Origin of the sequence: Bradyrhizobium sp. CCBAU 11430, assembly GCF_028128855.1 — a bacterium.
GTDB classification, from domain to species: Bacteria; Pseudomonadota; Alphaproteobacteria; order Rhizobiales; family Xanthobacteraceae; genus Bradyrhizobium; species Bradyrhizobium ottawaense.
The window spans coordinates 21040-41086 of sequence record NZ_LBJV01000046.1 but is presented as its reverse complement, the minus strand read 5'-3'; the positions used below and the strand labels follow the sequence as shown (position 1 = coordinate 41086).

Genomic DNA, 20047 nt, shown 5'->3' with positions numbered 1-20047 from the left:
AGGACAGGGCTTGTCGCTTATGTAGCGATCAATCGCGCGGCCGCCATCCGGACGCAAGTCTCGAACGCGGCCAGATCGTGCCAGACGTCGATTGGCATCGCGGCCGGCGTCACCAGCGGGCAGCCGTGCAGCTCCAGGGCATGGATCATCATGAGGTTGTCGACGTGGCCGAAATCCTCGACCGTCAGCCCCTGCGCATCGACCAGCCGCCCGTCCTCGGAGGTGACCTCCATGAAGCGACCGAGGCGGTCGGCATAGGCGGCGCCGTCGTTGGAATAGGCCAGGCACAATTTGCGGCGGCCGGCCATGTAGCCGAGCTCGTAGACGGTGCCGGGATCGGCGCCTGCGCCGCGGAACGGGGTGAGATTGGCGATGATGGCGTCAGCCGCATCCATCATCGCCTCGTTGCCGCAAAAGATCTGCCGTGCGGCATCGGGCGCGGTGAGGTCGATGGCGTTGTCGAGCGGATAGAGGCCGGTGAGCCCGTAGCGACCGCAGATCGCGACCTTCTGCCGGCCGATCTCGATTGCATCCGGCAGGAACACGTCGGGGCCTGCCAGATAGATCTTCATGACTGACTGCTTCGGAGAAATTCAGGCAAGCTTCGAATCGCGGCGAAACTGCGCTTCCCCACCCGCGCCTTTGTCGCGACCTCTCCCGCAAGCGGGAGAGGTGAAGAAAGCCACGATCAAGCCAGCTTGACCGTCTCGGCCTTGACGTCCTTGCCGAGCGCCTCGAACACCTTGGCGACGATGCCCTTGGCGTCGAGACCGGCGCGGCCGTACATCGCGGCCGGGGTGTCGTGGTCCTGGAACACGTCGGGCAGCACCATCGAGCGGAACTTGACCATGCCGGTGTCGAGCACACCCTGATCGGTCAGGTACTGCGCGACATGCGAGCCGAAGCCGCCGACCGAGCCTTCCTCGATCGTGATCAGGATCTCGTGGTCGCGGGCAAGCTTGAGCACCAGCTCGGTATCCAGCGGCTTCATGAAGCGCGCGTCGGCGATCGTGGTCGACAGGCCGTGGGCTGCGAGCTCATCGGCCGCCTTCTCGCATTCGGCGAGGCGCGTGCCGAAGGAGAGCAGGGCGATCTTGCTGCCCTGGCGAATCACGCGGCCCTTGCCGACCTCGAGCGGAATGCCGACCTCGGGCATCTCGATGCCGCGGCCTTCGCCGCGCGGATAGCGCAGCGAGCTCGGACGGTCGTCGATCGCGACCTGGGTCGCCACCATGTGCACGAGCTCGGCTTCGTCGGCCGCCGCCATGATCACCATGTTCGGCAGGCAGCCGAGATAGGCGTTGTCGAACGAGCCGGCATGCGTGGCGCCGTCGGCGCCGACGAGGCCGGCACGGTCGATGGCGAAGCGGACGGGCAGGTTCTGGATCGCGACGTCATGCACGATCTGGTCGTAGCCGCGCTGCAGGAAGGTCGAGTAGATCGCGCAGAACGGCTTGTAGCCTTCGCTGGCAAGACCGGCGGCGAAGGTCACCGCGTGCTGCTCGGCGATGCCGACGTCGAAGGTGCGGTCGGGGAAGGCCTTGTTGAAGATGTCGACACCGGTGCCCGACGGCATCGCCGCGGTGATGGCGACGATCTTGTCGTCCTTCTGCGCTTCCTTGACGAGGCTCTGGCCGAACACGTTCTGGTAGGCCGGCGCATTCGGCTTGGCCTTGGCCTGGGTGCCGGTCGCGACGTCGAACTTGACGACGGCATGGTACTTGTCGGCGGAGGCTTCAGCCGGGCCGTAGCCCTTGCCCTTCTGCGTCACGACGTGGACCAGGATCGGGCCGGTCTCCATGTCGCGGACGTTCTTCAGGACGGGCAGCAGATGGTCGAGATTGTGGCCGTCGATCGGGCCGACATAGTAGAAGCCGAGCTCCTCGAACAGCGTGCCGCCGTCCATCATGAAGCCGCGGGAATATTCCTCGACGCGGTTGGCGCGGTTGGCGATGATCTTGGGCAGGCGCTTGTTGATCTGCTTGGCCGCATCGCGCAGCGTGCGATAGGTCTTGCCGGAGTAGAGCCGCGACAGATAGGCGCTCATGGCGCCGACCGGCGGCGCGATCGACATGTCGTTGTCGTTGAGGATGACGATCAGGCGCGAGTTCATCGCACCCGCGTTGTTCATGGCCTCATAGGCCATGCCGGCCGACATCGCGCCGTCACCGATCACGGCGATAACGTTGTTCTTGCCGCCGGAGAGGTCGCGCGCCACCGCCATGCCGAGGCCGGCGGAGATCGAGGTCGAGGAATGCGCCGCGCCGAACGGATCGTAATCGCTCTCGCTGCGCTTGGTGAAGCCGGACAGGCCGCCGCCGGTGCGCAGCGTGCGGATGCGGTCGCGCCGGCCGGTGAGGATCTTGTGCGGATAGGCCTGATGGCCGACGTCCCAGATCAGCCGGTCGCGCGGCGTGTCGAAGACGTAATGAATCGCGGTGGTCAGCTCGACCACGCCGAGGCCCGCGCCGAAGTGACCGCCGGTCACCGAGACGGCATCGATGGTCTCCTGCCGCAGCTCGTCGGCGACTTGGCGAACCTGCTCGATCTTGAGCTTGCGCAGGTCGTCCGGCGTCCGGATGGTGTCGAGAAGCGGCGTTTTACTGTATGCGTTCACGGCGATTTCCAATTTGTCAGCGCCGGAAGGTCATTCCGGTGCGCGATGGGTTTGCACAATATCGGCGCAGCGCGAGTCCTCAAACCGTCGGAGCCACCTGCATGGGGCAAGGCCCCGTCTTCAAGCTTAGGTAAGCTTAAGTGCGCTCCGGTTCAGTCTCTGTGATCCCTGTCACTTAGATCGGCTTCGTCCGTCCCAGCCAATTTCATTAGCAGTTTGAAGCGCTTGTCGTCGGAATTCTCTGCCCACGCAAGGCTTGCAAAAAGCCACACTCCGCGCAGCTTTACACCAAAGCTTGGGCCAAAGCCAACCCGCAGGACCGATTGGGGGTATGCAGATGCAACCGGCGGGCCAGAGTGGTTAACCGTGGCCCGGGACAATGGGTTCCAGCCTTGCCGGGTCCCCTGGCAGGCTTTTTCGCCTGAATGAGATCTTTTTTTGGTCCTGAAGGACCGATTTCCGGAAGGGGCGGCATCCGATCCGCCTGCACGGAACCGCGGCGCTCAGCGGGATAGCGCCGTGCGATCGTGAAATCGATGCGGGCGGCCACGTGATGACGTTTCGGGGCTGCCATCAGAAGACTGAGCGGGAAAGTCTCGGCTTTCCTACTGCACGTCCAGCGGCGCGGTGCCGGTGGCCTGGCCGCTGGCATCGCTGGTGATCTTGTCGACGCGCGCCTCGGCCTGGCGCAGCAATTCCTCGCAGCGGCGCTTCAGCGCCTCGCCGCGCTCGTAGATCGTCACGGATTCCTCGAGCGGCACCTTGCCGTCCTCGAGCCGCTTCACGATCGTTTCGAGTTCCTCGATCGCGCGCTCGAAGGTAAGCCTGGAGACGTCGACTTGAGTATTTTCGGCCATATCCGTTTCCGATTGCCCGATTCGCTTTCCTTGCAGTGAAGGCGGGTTTTGCGGGCTTAATGTGGCGGGCGTCGTCAGGCGCCCATCAGGGCGCCGACATGCGCCGTAACAGATTCTTTCAGTCCTTGCAGGTCATAGCCGCCCTCGAGCACCGAAACAACGCGCCCCCCCGCGGACTTGTCGGCGAGATCCATCAGCTTGCGCGTCACCCAGGCATAATCCTCCGCGCGCAAATTCAGCGAAGCCAGCGGATCGCGATAATGCGCGTCGAAGCCGGCGGAGATGACGACAAGCTCGGGGCTGAATTTTTCGAGCTGCGGCAGAATCAAATTCTCGAACGCGGAGCGGAATTCCGGCCCGCCGTCCTCGGAGGCGAGCGGTGCGTTGACGATGGTGTCGTGGTCGCCGCGCTCGCCCGTGGCGCCGGTGCCCGGAAACAGCGGCATCTGGTGCGTCGAGCAGTACATCACGGTCGGGTCCGACCAGAAGATGTCCTGCGTGCCGTTGCCGTGATGCACGTCGAAATCGACGATGGCCGCGCGCTTGATGCCGTATTTGCGCTGCGCGTGGCGGGCGGCGATGGCGACGTTGTCGAAGAAGCAGAAGCCCATCGGCTTGCCGATCTCGGCGTGATGGCCGGGCGGGCGCACCGCGACGAAGGCGTTGCGATGCTCGCCCGCCATCACCGCTTCGGTCGCCGCCACCGCGCCGCCGACGCCGCGCATCACCGCTTCCCACGTGCCAGGGGACATCGAGGTGTCGCCGTCGATATAGACCTGCCCGCTGCTCGGTGCGATGTGGCGCAGCTCGGTGACGTAGTGCTCGTTGTGGCACAGCGTGACGAGATCGAGATCGCCCTCCGGCGCCTGGTCGCGTACCAGGAACTGGAAGCGCTCATGCGACAGCGCTTCCTCCACCGCACGCAGGCGATCCGGCCTTTCAGGGTGTCCCGGCGGCGTGACATGGTCGAGGCAGGCCTTGTGGGAAAGGAGAAGCGTGCTCATCAGGTCGGCCTCATGGATGCGGGCTTTCGACGTCGCTTGGCGCATCCGGCGCCAAAACGCAATGCAAATCCCAATCTATGCGTTTGAACGGGAATGGCAAAGGGTCGTCCCATTCTGGCCCGTTTGATCCGGATCAATTCACCCGCAGGATGCGGCTCAGCGGCAGCGGGCCGATCGGTCCGTGCGCCCGGAAGAACGCGAACAGCGCGTCCGCGTCGTAGCCGCCATATTGCGGCGCCGTGCCTTGTTTGGCGACGGTAAAACCATCGCCGCCGACTGCGAGGTAATCGTTGAGGGTGACGCGGTAGCCGCTGGCCTGCTCGATCGGCTTGCCGTTGAGCATCATCTTGTCGGCGATCACGCGCTCGCCGAATGACTTCGACGCATCCCAGGCATAGCTGAACCCGTTCGACACCTGGAGAATCCGCGGCCGCTTCGGGTCCAGCCATTGCTGCTCGAGCATCTCCTTGAGCTGGTTGCCGGTCAGGGTCATCGTGACGAGGCGGTTGCGGAACGGCTGGCTGGCGAAAACATCGCCGAAGGAGATCGCGCCGTTCTCCTTCGGGACGATGTCGGTGCGGATGCCGCCCGGATTGGTGAGTGCGATGACAGCGCTGCCATCCTTGGCGTCCCTGGTCGCAGCAAGCTGCGCGTCCGCGATGACGTTGCCGAGCGCGCTTTCACCGGCCTCGTTCGGCACGCGTGACAACGTTTGCGTCACCGATCCGGCCGGCCGGTTGGCGATCGGCGCCGAGAGCCGGTCATAGGCCTCGATCAGCGCGGTCTGCTCCGTGTCCTTCGCCAGCGAGGCATTGGCGACGATGACGTTCTCGGCTTTGGCATTGACGATGTCGCGGGTTACGGGATCGAGCTTGAGATCGATCGCGGTGACCAGCGTGCCGTATTTGTCGCCGCTGGTGACGAGCCGCCCGTCGATGTCGCAGACATAGGCGCGGTGGGTGTGGCCGCTGACGACGACGTCGACGGCGCGGTCGAATTTTTTGACGATGTCGACGATCGGCCCGGTAATGGCAGGGCATTCATTGTAGTCGCCGGCGGGCTCGCCGCCCTGGTGGATCAGCACCACGATCGCCTCGACGCCGCGCGCCCTCAGCTGCGGCACCAGCGCATTCACCGTCGCGGCTTCGTCGCGGAATTCGAGCCCGGCGATGCCGGATGGCGAGACGATGCCCGCGGTCTCCTTCAAGGTCAGCCCGATGAAGGCGATCGGGATGCCGTCGAATTCCCGGATATCGTAGGGCGGCAGCACGCTGTTGCCCGTCGCGGTCTCGATGGTGGACGCGGCGAGATAGCGGAATTTGGCGCCCGTGAACGGATGCGGCCCCTGGCAGCCGTCGACCGGATGGCAGCCGCCGTTCTGCATCCTGAGCAGCTCGGTCTTGCCCTCGTCGAACTCGTGATTGCCGACCGAGCTGATCGCTAGACCCATCAGCGAAAGCGCCTCGACCGAAGGCTCGTCGTGAAACATCGCCGACAGGAACGGGCTCGCACCGATCAGGTCGCCGGCGGCGACGAAGATCGTGTTCTTGTGCCCCTCGCGCAGCTGCTTCACCAGCGTCGCCATGTATTCGGCGCCGCCGGCCGCCACCATCACCTTCCTGGCTCCGTCCTCGGGATCGGCGATGCGGATGCCGCCCGGCGGCGGCCGCAGATTGCCGTGAAAATCGTTGATCGCGAGCACGCGCAGCTCGACCGGCGCGGCGGTCTGGGCCGAGGCGGGGAGGGCGAAGGCGAGAGTGAGGGCGGCGAGGATGGATCGGTATCGCATGGAACAAGATTAGTCGGTCCGCGCGAAGATTTCACGAAGGATTGTCGTGAACGTGCAGGTCTTCTTCCCGACCTCAGTATCGTAGGGTGGGCAAAGCGAAGCGTGCCCACGCCTCTCGTGCACTTCAGGATTGATGGTGGGCACGGCGCAAGTGCGCCTTTGCCCACCCTACGGTGCCGAACTCGCGGAGACAGACCATCGCCCGTCTCGCACAAGGGGAAGAGCGCCGCTACTTCTTCTTCCGGTTCGCAAACGCATTGAACGCCGCCACCGCTTCCTCCGACTTGAGCCGCTCGCCGAACAGATGGCCTTCCTGGTCGATGCGGCGGGTGAGCTCTTCGGCGGGCGCGCGCAGCAATTTGCGGGAGGTTGCGACCGCCTCGGCCGGTAGCCGGCAGATTTCGCGCGCCACCTTGCGCGCCTCGACCTCGGTATGTCCGGGCGACACCACGGTGTTGACGAAGCCTGCCGCGTGAGCCTCCGCGGCGGAAAAAGTCCGCCCCATCATCAGCATCGCGAAGGCGCGCTGATATCCCATCGTGTTCGGCATCAAGAGGCTGGCGGCACCGACCGGCACCAGGCCGAGATGGATGTAGGGCGCGGAGAAGGTCGCAGCGTTCGAGGCCAGCACGTAGTCGCAGTGAAACAGCATCACGGTGCCCATGCCGATCGAGGCGCCGTCGACGGCGGCGATGATCGGCTTGACGTTGAGGGCGAGCGAATAGAGAAACTTGGCGCCTTCCGACAACGTCTCGGGGCGCGCGGTGTCGGCGCGCATGAAATCGTCGATATCATCGCCTGCGGTGAACACGCCTGAGCCGCCGGTGATGATCATGCAGCGGATGTCGGGGTTGTTCTGCGCGGTGTCGATCGCGTGGCTCATCTCCCGGTACATGTCCTGGGTGATCGCGTTCTTCTTGCCCGGGCGGCGCAGGGTGATGACACGCGTTCCGCGCTCTTCGGTGACGACGATATTGCCATTCGGCATGAGAGCCCCCTGCGCGCGCCGCGATGCTCGCCGCTTCGCGAGTCTCGCCGAGCATCAGCCTACATGATCCCGCAGGCGTGCCAATGCGCTGAGTCAACCTTTTCGACGCCAACGCGCCGCAACAATTGGCTACAATGTTTCATTTGAAAAACCGGTGGTTGTGGTGCACGATCCCGCGCGGTTCCATGTGACCCGATTGCCCGATTGCCCGATTGATGATTGCCGCAACCCGCGTCGACGAATCCTCGCTGCACTACCGCGGCTGGCGCGTCGTGCTGGCCTGCTTCCTGATGGCCTTCTTCATGTTCGGCTTCGGCCTGTATGGCCAGGGCGTCTATCTCGCCGAGCTGCAGCGCGCCCATGGCTGGCCGGGCACGCTGGTCTCCGCGGCCAGCACCTTCTCGTTTCTCCTGACCTCCGTCCTCGTCATCTTCACCGACGATCTGCTCGCCCGCATCGGCTTGCGGTCGCTGATCCTGTGCGGCCTGGCGGCGCTCGGCGCCTCGACGGTGCTGCTGGCGCTGATGCAGACGCCCTGGCAGCTGTATCTCGCCTATGCGCTGATGTCGGTCGGCTGGACCGGCATGGGCACCGTGGTGATCGCGACCGTGCTGAACTCCTGGTTCGAACGCCGGCGCGGGCTCGCGCTCAGCCTCGCGTTCAACGGCGCGACCTGCGGCGGCATCATCCTCGTTCCGCTGCTGCTGTCGTTGACCGGCAGCATCGGATTTCGCTCCGCCATGCTGGCGGCCACGCTCGCGATGATGGTGCTGGTGCTGCCGGTGGTCGTGACCTTCATCGGCTGGCCTGCCGGGACCTCGCCGGCTTCGGGCGGACGCCCTTCCGGCGAGAGCGCGGCCGCGCCAAGTCATTCCCGCAAAGCGCTGCTCGCCAACGCGGCGTTCTGGACCATGGTGCTGCCGATCGCGATCGCACTGCTGGCGCAGATGGGATTCATCATCCACCAGGTGAGTTTTCTCGAGCCGCTGATCGGCCGCCCGGCCGCAGGCGGCGCGGTCACCATCATGGCGGCGATGGCGGTGGTCGGCCGCCTGTCGCTCGGCCTGTTCGTCGACCGGCTCGATCCCAGGCTCGCCTGCGCGGCGTCGATGACGAGCCAGGCGGCGGCGTTGTTCGTTCTCGTGCAGAGCACGAGCCCGACCGTGCTGCTGGTGTGCTGCGCCGTCTACGGCTTCTCGATCGGCAACATGATCACGTTTCCGCCCTTGATCATCCAGCGCGAGATCGGCGCCGCCGCCTTCGCTGCCGCAATGGGACTGGGCACCTCGATCAGCGGCGTCGTCAGCGCCTTCGGTCCGGGCATCGTCGGCCTCGTGCGCAGCTTCACCGGCAACTACACGATGGCGTTTGCGATGTGCGTCGCGCTCGATCTCGTGGCGGCGGGCATCGTGTTGTGGCGGCCGGGGAGAACGGCAAAGCTCGCAGCTTCGTAGGCAGCGCAGGTTTGCACTCTCGTGCCCCGGACGCAGCGCAACGCTCCTTCAGCGGTGCGCTGCAGAGCCGGGGCCCATGTCACCGCGATCGCTTCCTTGGGTTGGGTCCCAGCTCTGCGCAGCAACGCTACGCGTTGCAGCGCGTCCGGGACACGAGCGGCCAACTTACCCCAGCAGCACCGCATCCGCCGCCGCGACCGATTCCGCGCTCTCGGTCACGGTGCGCTCGAGCGCGCCGGCCTGCACACTGATGTTCTCGGCGAAGAAGCGTGCCAGCGAGACGTAGCGCGCGGCGTCCGTGTTGCCGTCGGCCTTGGCGGCGAGCGCCTCGGAGGCGAGCAGGCAGCCGCCGAGCGTTGAGCCGAACTGCTGCAGATAGGGTGTCGCGCCGGCAAGCGCCTCGTTCGGCGCGGACGTCACGCGCTCCAGCAGCCATTTGCTGGTGCGCGTCAAGGCCTCCAGCGCTTCGCGCAGCTTGACGCCCGTGGTGCCAAAAGCCGGATCGTTCGACGCTTCGACTTTCTTCACCGTCGCTGCGAGCTCGTCGAGCAGCGCCCAGACGGCAGCGCCGCCATTGGCCGCGAGCTTGCGCGTGACGAGGTCGATCGCCTGAATGCCGTTGGTGCCTTCGTAGATCGCGGTGATGCGGGCATCGCGATAATGCTGGGCCGCACCGGTCTCCTCGATGAAGCCCATGCCGCCATGCACCTGCACGCCGAGATAGGCGACCTCGTTGCCGATGTCGGTGGAATAGCCCTTGGCCATCGGCGTCAGCAGCGCCGCGCGCGCGGCGGCATCTGCACGCACCTTGGGGTCCCTGGCGCGCGTCGAGACGTCGATCGCGACCGCGGTCGCGTAGCAGATGGTGCGCGCGGCGGCGGTCTGCGCCCGCATCCGCATCAGCATGCGCTTGACGTCGGGATGCACGAAGATCGCGTCCGAGCCGTCGCTCTTGCTGCCGACGGCGCGGCCCTGCTTGCGCTCCTGCGCATACGACAAAGCCTGCTGATAGGCGCGATCGGCGACGCCGACGCCCTCCAGGCCGACGCCGAGCCGCGCCTGATTCATCATCGTGAACATGCAGCGCATGCCCTGGTTCTCTTCGCCGATGAGGAAGCCGATGGCGCCGCCATGATCGCCCATGGTCATGGTGCAGGTGGGGGAGGCATGCATGCCGAGCTTGTGCTCGACGCCGCTCGCATAGATGTCGTTGCGCTGCCCCAGCGAGCCGTCTGCATTGACCATGAACTTGGGCACGAGGAACAGCGAGATGCCTTTGGTGCCGGCGGGCGCATCGGGCAGACGCGCCAGCACGAAATGCACGATGTTGTCGGTCATGTCGTGCTCGCCATAGGTGATGAAGATCTTCGTCCCCTTGATGCGATAGGTGCCGTCGGCTTGCTTTTCGGCGCGGGTGCGCAGCGCGCCGACGTCGGAGCCGGCCTGCGGCTCGGTGAGCTGCATCGTGCCGGTCCATTCGCCGGAGACGAGCTTTTCGAGATAGATCTTCTTCAGCTCACTGCTGCCATGCGCGTCCAGCGCCTCCATCGCCGACGCCGTCAGCAGCGGGCAGAGGCCGAAGGCGAGGTTCGAGGCGCTCCAGATCTCGGTACACGCAGCATTGATCGCGATCGGCAGGCCCTGGCCGCCGAAATCCTCCGGGCCGGACACCGCGTTCCAGCCGCCCTCGGTCCAGCGCTTGTAGGCGTCCGGCCAGCCCGGCGCGGTCGTCACCTTGCCGTCGCTGAGCTTGATGCCGTGCTCGTCGCCGACCTTGTTGAGCGGGGCCAGGACGTCGGTTGCGAACTTGCCGGCTTCCTCCAGCACGGCCGCGGCGATGTCGGCGTCGAAATCGCCGTAATGACCGGCCTCCACCGCAGCCTTGAGGCCGGCGCCGTGATTGAGCGACAGCAGCATGTCAGAAATCGGCGCGCGGTAGGTCATGGCTCACTCCCGTGGACAGGTCTTGGCGCCCTATTCCCATGAAATGGGGGAGGTCTCAATGGGGCGGGAGGGGCCGGACGGTGGCGGTCAGAACGGGGCCGTCGCGGGCCCATAAAGAGAGTGTAGCGCGGCCGATCCCGGGGCTGTGGTATTTTGCCCCTCCAGGCGGTTGAAATGCTGCGCCGCTCCCTATAGACCGGCTGCGACCAAGGGAATCTGCGGTAGCCAGTTCTTCCGCCGGCCCCAGGTCGCCTGTTGGGGCGTAGCCAAGCGGTAAGGCAGCGGATTTTGATTCCGCCATTCGGAGGTTCGATCCCTCCCGCCCCAGCCAGTTGATGTTGCTCGATTAATTGCCGTCGCCGTTGCTCCATTTGGAAAGGGTGGATTCCGCCGTCCGTTGGAGACCTCGCTATCTTTGTTCGCCACGATTCACTCACAACATCTTCCAGAAACTCGAAATCGGTCACCGGACGGTGTCCGCGATTTTCGCACAACGATCGCTCGGTCCCTGAGGACGAGCTGATCACCTGTTGGATTGAGCGCAGTACGCGTGACGGTCGTAGCTTGTGAAAGGATCGCACCAAGGGCCGCCGCCCTGACATTCAGCTCGTTAGTCATTTCATCGGAGCCAACTCGCTGTTGGCTTGAGTCGATGGCGCGGGTCCGCCGAGGGGGACTACCATTGAATAACTATTCAGCGACGATCAACAGGCCGAAAAAGATCGGCAGCAATACCGGAGGTACGAGCCACCCACTAACACTGAATCTATCGATATTCGACATTTGGAACCGCCTTTTCAAAACGGCGGGAGCGCAACACTCTCAGTCACCGATAATAGCCAGGGACGCTCTGTGATATGAGGGATATGGTGACGCTCCGCCGAATAGCGAGGCCGGTCGTAACTTAATGTCGTGGGCAGGTTGTAGTCCGATTCCAGAGTAGCCATTTACAGCTTAGCGCAGCCTGATCGCTTTCGACATCTTTTGCCCTTGCGCGGACTTGATCGGACCCACCATGATCGAGTTTCCAAATTATAGTCGTTCATATGACCGAACGCGGCATGCCGTGCGTTTTTGGGGATACGATAGCGCGCTAGAGGCATCGTTTTTCATAGAGGAAGACGCGCTGAGGCGACTTCAACCGGACGCTCACCCCAATGAAACGGGTTTCCTGAACGCATTCGATTCCAACCGTGATGTGATCTGTGCCGCCGCTGCCAGGGTGTACGTCCGCGGCAGCAGGGGTTCTTACGATCTGATCGCCGCTAATTTTTGAAATGAAGACTGACGTCTTGATGGACGCGGAAGACTCCGGTTACGAGCACGTAGCTCGTTACGACTGCCAATCCAGAAACAATCAAAAAAGCCAGGGAGAATCGCATGAAATTCCGTCCGCTCCATGACCGTGTCGTGGTCAAGCGCATTGAGGCCGAAGACAAGACCGCTGGTGGCGTCATCATTCCGGACACCGCCAAGGAGAAGCCCTCCCAGGGCGAAGTCACCGCCGTCGGCCGCGGCGGCCGCGACGAAGCCGGCAAGCTGATCCCGATCGACGTGCAGGTCGGCGACCGCGTGCTGTTCGGCAAGTGGTCGGGCACCGAGGTCACGATCGACGGCCAGGAGCTGTTGATCATGAAGGAGAGCGACATCATGGGCGTTCTCACTGATCTGCCCGCTGCCAAGAAGAAGGCCGCGTAAGCGCCAGTCAGTTTTCCTTACCCTGGGATTCGGCGTAGCCGGGTTCTCGAAGGATGAGGCCCGCAATTCAAATCTCATCCCTCGAGAGCTCGCCAGTTGCGCGGGTCTTTGGGATCTGACCGGTTGAAAACGGAGACCACTATGTCAGCCAAAGAAGTCAAATTCGGCGTCGATGCCCGTGACCGCATGTTGCGCGGCGTCGAAATTCTCAACAACGCGGTAAAGGTAACGCTCGGTCCGAAGGGCCGCAACGTGGTCCTCGACAAGTCGTTCGGTGCTCCCCGGATCACCAAGGACGGCGTCACCGTCGCCAAGGAAATCGAGCTCGAAGAGAAGTTCGAGAACATGGGCGCACAGATGGTGCGTGAAGTGGCCTCGAAGGCGGCCGACGCCGCAGGCGACGGTACCACCACCGCGACCGTGTTGGCCGCAGCCATCGTGCGCGAGGGCGCCAAGGCGGTTGCCGCGGGCATGAATCCGATGGATCTCAAGCGCGGTATCGACTTGGCAGTCGACGCCGTGGTCGCCGACCTCGTCAAGAACTCCAAGAAGGTCACCTCGAACGAGGAGATCGCCCAGGTCGGCACCATCTCGGCCAACGGCGATGCGGAGATCGGCAAGTTCCTCTCCGACGCCATGAAGAAGGTCGGCAACGAGGGTGTCATCACCGTCGAGGAAGCCAAATCGCTCGAGACCGAACTCGAGGTCGTCGAGGGCATGCAGTTCGACCGCGGCTACATCTCGCCCTACTTCGTCACCAACGCCGACAAGATGCGCGTTGAAATGGACGACGCCTATATCCTGATCTACGAGAAAAAGCTCTCCAGCCTGAACGAACTGCTTCCGCTCCTGGAAGCAATCGTACAGAGCGGCAAGCCGCTTATTATCATCGCAGAAGACGTCGAAGGCGAGGCGCTTGCCACCCTCGTCGTGAACCGCCTCCGTGGCGGCCTGAAGGTCGCGGCCGTCAAGGCTCCGGGCTTCGGCGATCGCCGCAAGGCCATGCTGCAGGACATCGCGATCCTGACCCGCGGCCAGGCGATCTCGGAAGATCTCGGCATCAAGTGCGATAACTTCACGCTCAACATGCTCGGTCGCGCCAAGAAGGTGATGATCGACAAGGAGAACACCACGATCGTCAACGGCGCCGGCAAGAAGGCCGACATCGAGGCGCGCGTGGCCCAGATCACGGCGCAGATCGAGGAGACCACCTCGGATTACGACCGTGAGAAGCTCCAGGAGCGTCTGGCCAAGCTCGCTGGCGGCGTCGCGGTGATCCGCGTCGGCGGCGCGACCGAGGTCGAGGTGAAGGAGCGCAAGGATCGCGTTGATGACGCGATGCATGCGACCCGGGCTGCGGTCGAGGAAGGCATCGTGCCGGGCGGCGGCGTCGCCTTGCTGCGTGCCTCCGAGCATCTCAAGGGGCTGCGCACAAAGAACGATGACCAGAAGACCGGCGTCGAGATCGTGCGCAAGGCGCTGTCCGCGCCGGCCCGCCAGATCGCGATCAACGCCGGTGAAGACGGCTCGGTCATCGTCGGCAAGATCCTGGAAAAGGAGCAGTACTCCTACGGCTTCGACTCGCAGACTGGTGAGTACGGCAACCTGGTCGCCAAGGGCATCATCGACCCGACCAAGGTGGTTCGCGTGGCGATCCAGAACGCGGCCTCGGTCGCGGCTCTGTTGATCACCACTGAAGCCATGGTGGCCGAGGTACCGAAGAGGAACGCCGGCGGCGGCGTGCCCGCGGGTGGCGGCGGCATGGGAGGCATGGGCGGTATGGATTTCTAAGTGCAGCGTTCAAAGAAAAAGAAAGGTCCGGCAGCGATGCCGGCCTTTCTGCATTTTCTTGCGCCTGGTCGCGGTTGCCCTGCTCAATTTGCCAGAGGCCGCAATACTGACACGTCAGTACGGCTTTCAGCCTGAGCTCGTACCAGCCCTCCGAGAACTTGGAATTGCCGAGCTTGCGATGGGAATAGCCGATCAGATTGCCCACGTTCGGGTGATCGTCGTGGCCAAACGCCTTTAGCTCTGCGTCCGGCACCGAGTTGAATTGCCAATCTCAAGGTCAAGTCTCCTAACTTGAATTGGCCAGGAGTCAAATTAGCTCTGGACGAGGATTGTCGTCCCACTTGGAGGACCAAGGTGTGGGTAAAGATCAATCAATGTCGTTTTGGACGCCTCAAAAACTGGACGAAAAAGCTAAAGAAGACGCTGAGAAGGACAACTACAGTCCACCACATTCATGGTGGCCCGGCCGATACAGCATTGGTACCGAAGCCCGCGACAGGTACGATCGAGCTTTCAACCTTCATCACAGCGACAAGGACGAGTACTAGGCCGCCCCAGTTGGCGGCCTCTTTCATTTCATAACGTCTGGCGGAGGCGGCAACCCCGAGCCTTTCGAATATTCAGTCCAGTCCTGGTCAGGACACTCAATATTTCAAATGGACGGAACGATTGACCTTGGGAGTTCTTGGTCCTCAGCAATCGGTGACTTATCTCCGAAAGCAAAGCCGGCCGACCGGTCGACATTTTGCCCAATGCCCGGCGGAAGGTTTCAAGCGGCCTCAGATGCCACCCGCACTGAGGCCGTTTCCTAGGACCCGCGGAACCGGAAATTAGGGCGCCCCCTTGAACAAAGCGGGCGAAAATGTTGGGCACCGCCGCGCTCAACTGCAAAGAGCCGGGAATCTCACAAAGGCCGTGTAGCTCCGGCGCATCGCGTGACAGATACTCGCCACATAGGGCGCCAGCCGCAGGCGCTGACTGCAGCGAACCGACCGGATTAGATGCATCCAGGCCATCCAACGAGTGTCCGCACGCGCTGTGTGAGCAATTTGGTACAGACGCCGATCGCTCGACGTGTCTAGCCTCCTTAACGGGTGAAGCTCAACATACCTCTGACTCAAGGTGAAAATCATGGAAATCTCCAGGGAGACAAAAGCTGCCGTGCGGCCGGCACTGTGGGGAGCTGTGGCCGGAGCGATTGCTCTGGCAATCGTGGGGTTCGGCTGGGGCGGCTGGGTGACGGGTGGGTCCGCCGAGACCATCGCGAAGAATAGTGCTGCTACGGCTGTCGTCGCAGCTCTCACACCCATCTGCGTTGAGAAGTTTCGACAAGCCGCTGATGCGTCGGCGAACCTGGTCGAAATGAAGAAGGCGACCTATGCATGGGATCAGAGCAAGTTCGTCGAAAAAGGCGGTTGGGCCACGATGCCGGGAAGCACTGAGCCAAACTCGGCGGTTGCAAAGGCTTGTGCCGAATCGCTTGGTAGCAACAAAGCTGTGGAGCTGCGTGGATAGTCAGGCAAGTCGCGCGGCGGAAATCTGCGCAGTGACGCGCCCGCCTCTAGCAAAATCGATTTCGAAATTTGGCAAAGGTCAGAACGTGTTCGCGCAGGGAGATGTCGCGGACGCGGTATTCTATATTCAAGAGGGAAAGATCAAGCTAACGGTCGTTTCGGACCAAGGTAAGGAAGCGTCGTCGGGATTCTGGAGCCGGGACAATTCTTTGGCGAGGGCTGCCTCAATGGTCATCCATTGCGTATTGCCACTACCACGGCAACGGAGGCCTGTGTCATCACGAGAATATCGAAGACGGCGATGATTGCAGCGCTCGAAGGCAAGCCGAAGTTCTCTCAATTGTTCATGGCTTATTTGCTCGCGCGCAATAGCCGGATTGAAGAAGACCTGATCGACCAACTCTTCAATTCGAGCGAGAAACGCTTGGCGCGCCTGTTGCTTCTGCTGGCCAATTTCGGCAAGGAAGCCAGCTCTCAGCCCATTGGCGTCAACATCAGCCAGGAAACGCTGGCCGAGATGATCGGTGCGACCCGATCACGGGTTAGCTTCTTCATGAACAAGTTCCGCAAGCTCGGCTTCATCAGCTACAATGGAAAGATCGAGGTTCATAGCGCGCTTCTGAACGCGGTTCTGCGCGACAAATCCGAGATAGACCGGAAGGACTGATCCCGCGCGGCCAAACCAAGCGCCGGGCCAAACGCGTGACATCAGCCCACTTGATATCACGACCGAGTCCTGTTCGGCGGTGCTTTTTTTTCGCGGCAAGCTCGCGGTGCAGATCTCAAGTCAGCCTGTGAAATGCCGGCAAAACCTCTCGCACGAGCTCACTTAGATCTAAGGCCTCGCCACTTTCCGCAATGTCCGAGAACAGAACCTCGATAAAAGGATGTTGCCGGTTGAACGCGGCGAGTCCTCCAACTTTTCCGCGTTTAGTCACGTCGGCAGTTCGTCGCGAACTGAGCCTCCCTCGTTCTCCCACCGCGACAGAGCGGCGGCGCCCGATCTCGCATTGCTAGGCGTATCCTTTGCTGAAGGCAGCTCGTTGCGACCGACTTCATTCTTGTGCCCGTGCGCCGTCAACAAGACGAAGCCGGCACGCCAGCTCTTGAATTTGTGGCTTTCCTCAGCGCTGGTCGAACCCTTGACGAGTTCGCCGGACGCGGTTGTTCTTGCGCGATGCTGCTGAGATTTGAACATATGCAGAGCCCTTTCGTTGGAAGTCTCCGCGCGCTCCGGCCAATCTCGACGGCTGACCAGGGTAGACTTGGACATATGGGGATCGAAGGGCCGAACAACGAGCCTCAGGCATAAATAAGATTGCCAAAGCAGTGCGCGGACAGGCTTTGCCCTGCGTCCAACCGACCCGCCTGGGTGCTGACAGACAGAACCACGGCAATCGCGGCTCGGCGCTGGTTCCGTTCTGTCGATCCATGGGATTCGCTGCGGGATGGTAAGACAGGCTGTCCGTCTGAGATCCTGTCGCCGAGGAGGCTGCCGCTCTTCCGCGCGTTGAGCGAGAGAGCAGGAGACGATGGGACGGTGCTCGCCTGCCCGATCGAACTCGAGCAGGCATCTCGTCAATGATTCGACAAGCCCGAGAATGGGATAGCAATTCGAGCAAAAGAGGCGCACCGTTCATGCAAGCTTGATTGACGTCGGCGGTACGCGGGCGGCGATCGAAGCAGTGTCGTCCGCAGCGCTGACCGGCACCTGCGCGCCGCCGCTCTGCGGCTCTTCGAGATGGTAACGATCAGTTCGATCGATCCATCTGATGCTCAGGAAGCGACGCGATGGCGTCCAGAGAATGATGCACGTGTCGACCTTGAGGGGGATGTGGCCGCGCCGAGCGCCTACACGCGGCGGATGACGGTGGAGATCGAAAGCGCGGCGTTCTGCTGGCGCCTGCCAGCCACATCGCCCTGTCCAGCATCTCCGATGAGCTAGCGATGCAGATCGCGCTCAGCCTCGCTGGCATTCTGGTGATTGTCGCGGCTGCATTGGTGCTGATCTCGATCGAGATCAAGCCGAGGCGGCGACCATGGCGGCAGGAAGAACTGGCCCGTGGCAAGTGATATTTCATATGGAAGGATCGATCAAAGTCGACCCGGTGAGGCAATGGGCAAATTCAAGATAAGCGTCGCACGCATCGAGATGATTTCGCCGAACGAACGAGCCGAGGACATCCGTTTGACGTTTCAATTCGAAAGCGATCAGACCAGTTTTGCCTTGCCAATCTTCCTGAACTCTCGCGACTTCGACGACACCGAAATCGTCAAGGTCGCTCGAAGCAAGTTATATGACGTCTTCTGGCAGCTCTGCGGTCAGTGCGAGGATTGGCAGTTGTCGGACGCCGAGCGTCGCGAACTTGCAAAGATCAACGTGCGGCCTGCCCGACAAGGTCGACGAGTCCGCGAATCAAAGAGCTAGCCGCCGGTTTGCCCACTCCGTCTGTTTGGGATGTCGGTAATTGTAGCATCTGCAGCCACTGCTCTCCTGCTCGCCGTCGTCCCGACAAAGGGAGAATCTGCTGCCTCAGGTTTTTCGGGACTGATCCTCCCTGTGAAGGTTGCTTCCTTATTTGGAAACGTCCGCCAAGTTATTGGAATTGCTAGAGGCGTTTTGGCCATTTTTTCCAAACGCGCCTTGAAACCGTTAGATAATCAAACTGAGTTTGATTCCGCCATTCGGAGGTTCGATCCCTCCCGCCCCAGCCAGAAGCTCCGCTTCCCTGAAATTGGCGAAGCCGGCCTTGTACAGATCCTTTGGCTGGTCTCGATTACGGCGTTGCGGCGGCCCAGGGCCGCCGCAGCCGCATCGGGACGCCGCCGCCGGGCGGCGGGTCGTCGTCGTCATCGAGCTTGCGCAGCGCGGTGAGGATGTCCGCAAGCCGGATCGGCCGATCCATGCCGGGAATCTCGCGAAGCGCGGGATGGGATTCGACGGCGTACATGTCCGAAGCCCACGATGACAATATGATCCGCTTCTCCGCTGTCGAGAGCTTGCCATCGTCGAGGACGGCGCTCGGCGAAGCATAATGCGCAGCGGGATGGAACAGCGCGCCGACACCGCCGGTGGTCGCATTGGCATTGGTCATCACTTGTCTCCCTCTACACTCCTTTCGAAGGGATGGTCCGATCGGCGGATGGCGATCCGGTCGCCATCCGCCATGGTGGTCGCTGTCGAACGCGTTCGACCGGCCTAAGCCGCTTTCTTCTGCTCGATCTGCGGTGACGCAGCACCCGCGATCTGGATCCGGCGCGGCTTCATGGCCTCCGGAATCTCGCGCAGGAGATCGATGACCAGGAGACCGTCCTGGAAAACGGCCTGCTTGACCTGGACGTAGTCGGCGAGATTGAACACGCGGCGGAACGGACGCGCGGCGATACCCTGATAGAGATATTCGCGCGTGGCGCTGTCCGGCTTCCGGCCCTCGATGGTGAGCGCGTTCTGTTCGGCGGTCACGCTGATGTCGTTGACGCCAAAGCCCGCCACGGCCAGCGTGATCCGGTATTGGTCTTCGCCGGAGCGCTCGATGTTGTAGGGGGGATAATTGTCCTCGCCCGCCTGGCGCAGCGTGCTGTCGACGAGGTCGGCCAGATGATCGAAGCCGATGGTGGAGTGCCACAGCGGCGCGAAGTCAAAGGTGGTCCTCATACCAAGTCCTCCAAAGAGCAAGATGGATACGAAGGAGCGCCGTTAGGGAATCGGAAACGGATCCGAAGGCCCCGACCCGGCGCCCGCGCCGGACCCATCGGGCATCCGGCACACCGCTCTCGCGGCGAAAAACGACTTAGAGTGCCACAAGTCCCTTGCAAGAGGGACGCGCAAAATTTTTTTCGGGGACCCCGGCGGCGTCAAGGAAGCGGCGAAAGAGGATCTTGACAGCAAAACAACCCTGAATATTTTTTGCGCCGGAAGATGCTTCTTCCGACACCGCTAATTCGAAAAGGACCGTGAAAGACCGTCAGGAGTGACGACGATGCTCGATCAGGATTTCGCCCGCATCCGCGCGCACCGCAACAACCTCTCTCGTTATCGACGTTTGCTCAAGACTGAGCTGTCGGACATTGAGCGCCAGTTTATCGAACGACGCCTCGCCGAGGAGCAGACCGCGCTCGAGGCTCTCGCCGCCGATGCCTTCCCGGCCGCATTCACCGTTCCAAACGCGCCATCGGCGATTGCCACGACCGGAGTGGAACGATGAGTGACGTCCGCAACCTCCTCATCAGCGGCAGCGAGAAGGTGATCGGGCACTATCGCGTGTTGCTGGCCGGTGCCAGAAGCGAGAGCGAACGCGAGCTCTATCGCGCCCGGATCGAGCGCGAGCAGCGCCTGCTTGACGCTCTGCGGGGCGGCCTGCCGGATCGATCGGCGGCGTGAACAGGCGCGC

19 protein-coding genes, 1 tRNA gene and 2 pseudogenes are annotated in these 20047 nt (G+C 62.6%); 11 read left to right on the top strand and 11 right to left on the bottom strand.

Annotation, left to right across the window (positions count from 1 at the left end; all coding sequences use genetic code 11):
- Nucleotides 1-17 precede the first annotated feature (17 nt).
- The 6 genes from XI04_RS12380 to XI04_RS12355 form a co-directional block, all read right to left on the bottom strand.
- Nucleotides 18-572 carry a nucleoside 2-deoxyribosyltransferase gene (locus tag XI04_RS12380; protein ID WP_028144211.1) on the bottom strand — a complete coding sequence of 185 codons (555 nt, stop codon included), beginning with the start codon at nucleotides 570-572 and terminating at the stop codon, nucleotides 18-20.
- A 116-nt stretch (nucleotides 573-688) separates the two neighbouring features.
- Nucleotides 689-2617, bottom strand: a complete 1929-nt coding sequence (gene dxs / locus XI04_RS12375) for a 1-deoxy-D-xylulose-5-phosphate synthase (protein ID WP_028144212.1) — start codon at nucleotides 2615-2617, stop codon at nucleotides 689-691.
- 605 nt (nucleotides 2618-3222) lie between these two features.
- On the bottom strand, nucleotides 3223-3474 hold the full coding sequence (locus tag XI04_RS12370) for an exodeoxyribonuclease VII small subunit (protein WP_038950541.1): 252 nt from the start codon (nucleotides 3472-3474) through the stop codon (nucleotides 3223-3225).
- A 74-nt stretch (nucleotides 3475-3548) separates the two neighbouring features.
- Nucleotides 3549-4478, bottom strand: a complete 930-nt coding sequence (locus XI04_RS12365) for a histone deacetylase family protein (protein ID WP_028144213.1) — start codon at nucleotides 4476-4478, stop codon at nucleotides 3549-3551.
- A 133-nt stretch (nucleotides 4479-4611) separates the two neighbouring features.
- Complete coding sequence (locus XI04_RS12360; protein WP_038972683.1) at nucleotides 4612-6267, bottom strand: bifunctional metallophosphatase/5'-nucleotidase; 1656 nt, start codon at nucleotides 6265-6267, stop codon at nucleotides 4612-4614.
- Between the two features lie 229 nt (nucleotides 6268-6496).
- A complete protein-coding gene (locus XI04_RS12355) occupies nucleotides 6497-7255 on the bottom strand; it encodes an enoyl-CoA hydratase-related protein (protein WP_271610990.1) in 759 nt (252 codons plus the stop codon).
- A gap of 215 nt (nucleotides 7256-7470) precedes the next feature.
- On the opposite strand from XI04_RS12355, the gene XI04_RS12350 reads away from it, so the two are divergent.
- Entirely contained in the window at nucleotides 7471-8709 is a 1239-nt protein-coding gene (locus XI04_RS12350; RefSeq protein ID WP_271610133.1) for an MFS transporter, read from the top strand.
- Between the two features lie 165 nt (nucleotides 8710-8874).
- Here the strand turns inward: XI04_RS12350 and XI04_RS12345 are convergent, their stop codons facing one another.
- A complete protein-coding gene (locus tag XI04_RS12345) occupies nucleotides 8875-10653 on the bottom strand; it encodes an acyl-CoA dehydrogenase (protein ID WP_028144217.1) in 1779 nt (592 codons plus the stop codon).
- Between the two features lie 256 nt (nucleotides 10654-10909).
- Between XI04_RS12345 and XI04_RS12340 the strand changes: the two genes are divergently transcribed.
- The 6 genes and pseudogenes from XI04_RS12340 (at nucleotide 10910) to XI04_RS12310 (ending at nucleotide 16323) form a co-directional block, all read left to right on the top strand.
- Nucleotides 10910-10984, top strand: a tRNA-Gln gene (locus XI04_RS12340).
- 684 nt (nucleotides 10985-11668) lie between these two features.
- On the top strand, nucleotides 11669-11929 hold the full coding sequence (locus tag XI04_RS12335) for a DUF1488 domain-containing protein (RefSeq protein ID WP_080670259.1): 261 nt from the start codon (nucleotides 11669-11671) through the stop codon (nucleotides 11927-11929).
- 104 nt (nucleotides 11930-12033) lie between these two features.
- Entirely contained in the window at nucleotides 12034-12351 is a 318-nt protein-coding gene (locus tag XI04_RS12330) for a co-chaperone GroES (protein ID WP_028144218.1), read from the top strand.
- Between the two features lie 141 nt (nucleotides 12352-12492).
- Entirely contained in the window at nucleotides 12493-14142 is a 1650-nt protein-coding gene (gene groL / locus XI04_RS12325) for a chaperonin GroEL (protein ID WP_271623700.1), read from the top strand.
- A gap of 1131 nt (nucleotides 14143-15273) precedes the next feature.
- A complete protein-coding gene (locus XI04_RS12315) occupies nucleotides 15274-15657 on the top strand; it encodes a hypothetical protein (RefSeq protein WP_028143167.1) in 384 nt (127 codons plus the stop codon).
- Nucleotides 15658-15688: 31 nt separating this feature from the next.
- Nucleotides 15689-16323 (top strand): annotated as a pseudogene (locus XI04_RS12310) (Crp/Fnr family transcriptional regulator).
- A gap of 115 nt (nucleotides 16324-16438) precedes the next feature.
- Here XI04_RS12310 and XI04_RS12305 read toward each other — a convergent pair.
- Nucleotides 16439-16564, bottom strand: a pseudogene (locus XI04_RS12305) (signal transduction histidine kinase); the annotation flags it as partial.
- A 26-nt stretch (nucleotides 16565-16590) separates the two neighbouring features.
- On the bottom strand, nucleotides 16591-16929 hold the full coding sequence (locus tag XI04_RS12300; protein ID WP_271610132.1) for a hypothetical protein: 339 nt from the start codon (nucleotides 16927-16929) through the stop codon (nucleotides 16591-16593).
- A gap of 674 nt (nucleotides 16930-17603) precedes the next feature.
- On the opposite strand from XI04_RS12300, the gene XI04_RS12295 reads away from it, so the two are divergent.
- Nucleotides 17604-17729 (top strand): hypothetical protein, encoded by a 126-nt coding sequence (locus tag XI04_RS12295; protein ID WP_256379438.1) that lies wholly within the window; start codon nucleotides 17604-17606, stop codon nucleotides 17727-17729.
- Nucleotides 17730-17772: 43 nt separating this feature from the next.
- Nucleotides 17773-18084, top strand: a complete 312-nt coding sequence (locus tag XI04_RS12290) for a hypothetical protein (protein WP_028143165.1) — start codon at nucleotides 17773-17775, stop codon at nucleotides 18082-18084.
- A 349-nt stretch (nucleotides 18085-18433) separates the two neighbouring features.
- Here the strand turns inward: XI04_RS12290 and XI04_RS12285 are convergent, their stop codons facing one another.
- The gene (locus XI04_RS12285) at nucleotides 18434-18751 is read right to left on the bottom strand and encodes a hypothetical protein (protein WP_038946913.1); all 318 of its coding nucleotides are present in this window, start codon (nucleotides 18749-18751) and stop codon (nucleotides 18434-18436) included.
- 104 nt (nucleotides 18752-18855) lie between these two features.
- On the bottom strand, nucleotides 18856-19311 hold the full coding sequence (locus tag XI04_RS12280) for an Hsp20 family protein (RefSeq protein ID WP_271623699.1): 456 nt from the start codon (nucleotides 19309-19311) through the stop codon (nucleotides 18856-18858).
- A gap of 325 nt (nucleotides 19312-19636) precedes the next feature.
- Here XI04_RS12280 and XI04_RS12275 point away from each other — a divergent pair, with 325 nt between their 5' ends.
- Both XI04_RS12275 and XI04_RS12270 read left to right on the top strand, forming a co-directional pair.
- Complete coding sequence (locus XI04_RS12275; protein WP_038946914.1) at nucleotides 19637-19861, top strand: hypothetical protein; 225 nt, start codon at nucleotides 19637-19639, stop codon at nucleotides 19859-19861.
- A complete protein-coding gene (locus XI04_RS12270) occupies nucleotides 19858-20037 on the top strand; it encodes a hypothetical protein (protein WP_028143162.1) in 180 nt (59 codons plus the stop codon). The genes XI04_RS12275 and XI04_RS12270 overlap by 4 nt, the downstream gene beginning before the upstream one ends.
- The last annotated feature ends 10 nt before the right edge of the window (nucleotides 20038-20047 follow it).

Excerpts from the sequence above, each read along its gene's own strand:
- XI04_RS12380 (WP_028144211.1), bottom strand. The coding sequence starts at position 572 with ATGAAGATCTATCTGGCAGGCCCCGACGTGTTCCTGCCGGATGCAATC.
- XI04_RS12370 (WP_038950541.1), bottom strand. The coding sequence starts at position 3,474 with ATGGCCGAAAATACTCAAGTCGACGTCTCCAGGCTTACCTTCGAGCGC.
- XI04_RS12365 (WP_028144213.1), bottom strand. The coding sequence starts at position 4,478 with ATGAGCACGCTTCTCCTTTCCCACAAGGCCTGCCTCGACCATGTCACG.
- XI04_RS12360 (WP_038972683.1), bottom strand. The coding sequence starts at position 6,267 with ATGCGATACCGATCCATCCTCGCCGCCCTCACTCTCGCCTTCGCCCTC.
- XI04_RS12355 (WP_271610990.1), bottom strand. The coding sequence starts at position 7,255 with ATGCCGAATGGCAATATCGTCGTCACCGAAGAGCGCGGAACGCGTGTC.
- XI04_RS12350 (WP_271610133.1), top strand. The coding sequence starts at position 7,471 with ATGATTGCCGCAACCCGCGTCGACGAATCCTCGCTGCACTACCGCGGC.
- XI04_RS12345 (WP_028144217.1), bottom strand. The coding sequence starts at position 10,653 with ATGACCTACCGCGCGCCGATTTCTGACATGCTGCTGTCGCTCAATCAC.
- XI04_RS12335 (WP_080670259.1), top strand. The coding sequence starts at position 11,669 with ATGATCGAGTTTCCAAATTATAGTCGTTCATATGACCGAACGCGGCAT.
- XI04_RS12330 (WP_028144218.1), top strand. The coding sequence starts at position 12,034 with ATGAAATTCCGTCCGCTCCATGACCGTGTCGTGGTCAAGCGCATTGAG.
- groL (WP_271623700.1), top strand. The coding sequence starts at position 12,493 with ATGTCAGCCAAAGAAGTCAAATTCGGCGTCGATGCCCGTGACCGCATG.
- XI04_RS12315 (WP_028143167.1), top strand. The coding sequence starts at position 15,274 with ATGGAAATCTCCAGGGAGACAAAAGCTGCCGTGCGGCCGGCACTGTGG.
- XI04_RS12300 (WP_271610132.1), bottom strand. The coding sequence starts at position 16,929 with ATGTCCAAGTCTACCCTGGTCAGCCGTCGAGATTGGCCGGAGCGCGCG.
- XI04_RS12295 (WP_256379438.1), top strand. The coding sequence starts at position 17,604 with ATGCAGATCGCGCTCAGCCTCGCTGGCATTCTGGTGATTGTCGCGGCT.
- XI04_RS12290 (WP_028143165.1), top strand. The coding sequence starts at position 17,773 with ATGGGCAAATTCAAGATAAGCGTCGCACGCATCGAGATGATTTCGCCG.
- XI04_RS12285 (WP_038946913.1), bottom strand. The coding sequence starts at position 18,751 with ATGACCAATGCCAATGCGACCACCGGCGGTGTCGGCGCGCTGTTCCAT.
- XI04_RS12280 (WP_271623699.1), bottom strand. The coding sequence starts at position 19,311 with ATGAGGACCACCTTTGACTTCGCGCCGCTGTGGCACTCCACCATCGGC.
- XI04_RS12275 (WP_038946914.1), top strand. The coding sequence starts at position 19,637 with ATGCTCGATCAGGATTTCGCCCGCATCCGCGCGCACCGCAACAACCTC.
- XI04_RS12270 (WP_028143162.1), top strand. The coding sequence starts at position 19,858 with ATGAGTGACGTCCGCAACCTCCTCATCAGCGGCAGCGAGAAGGTGATC.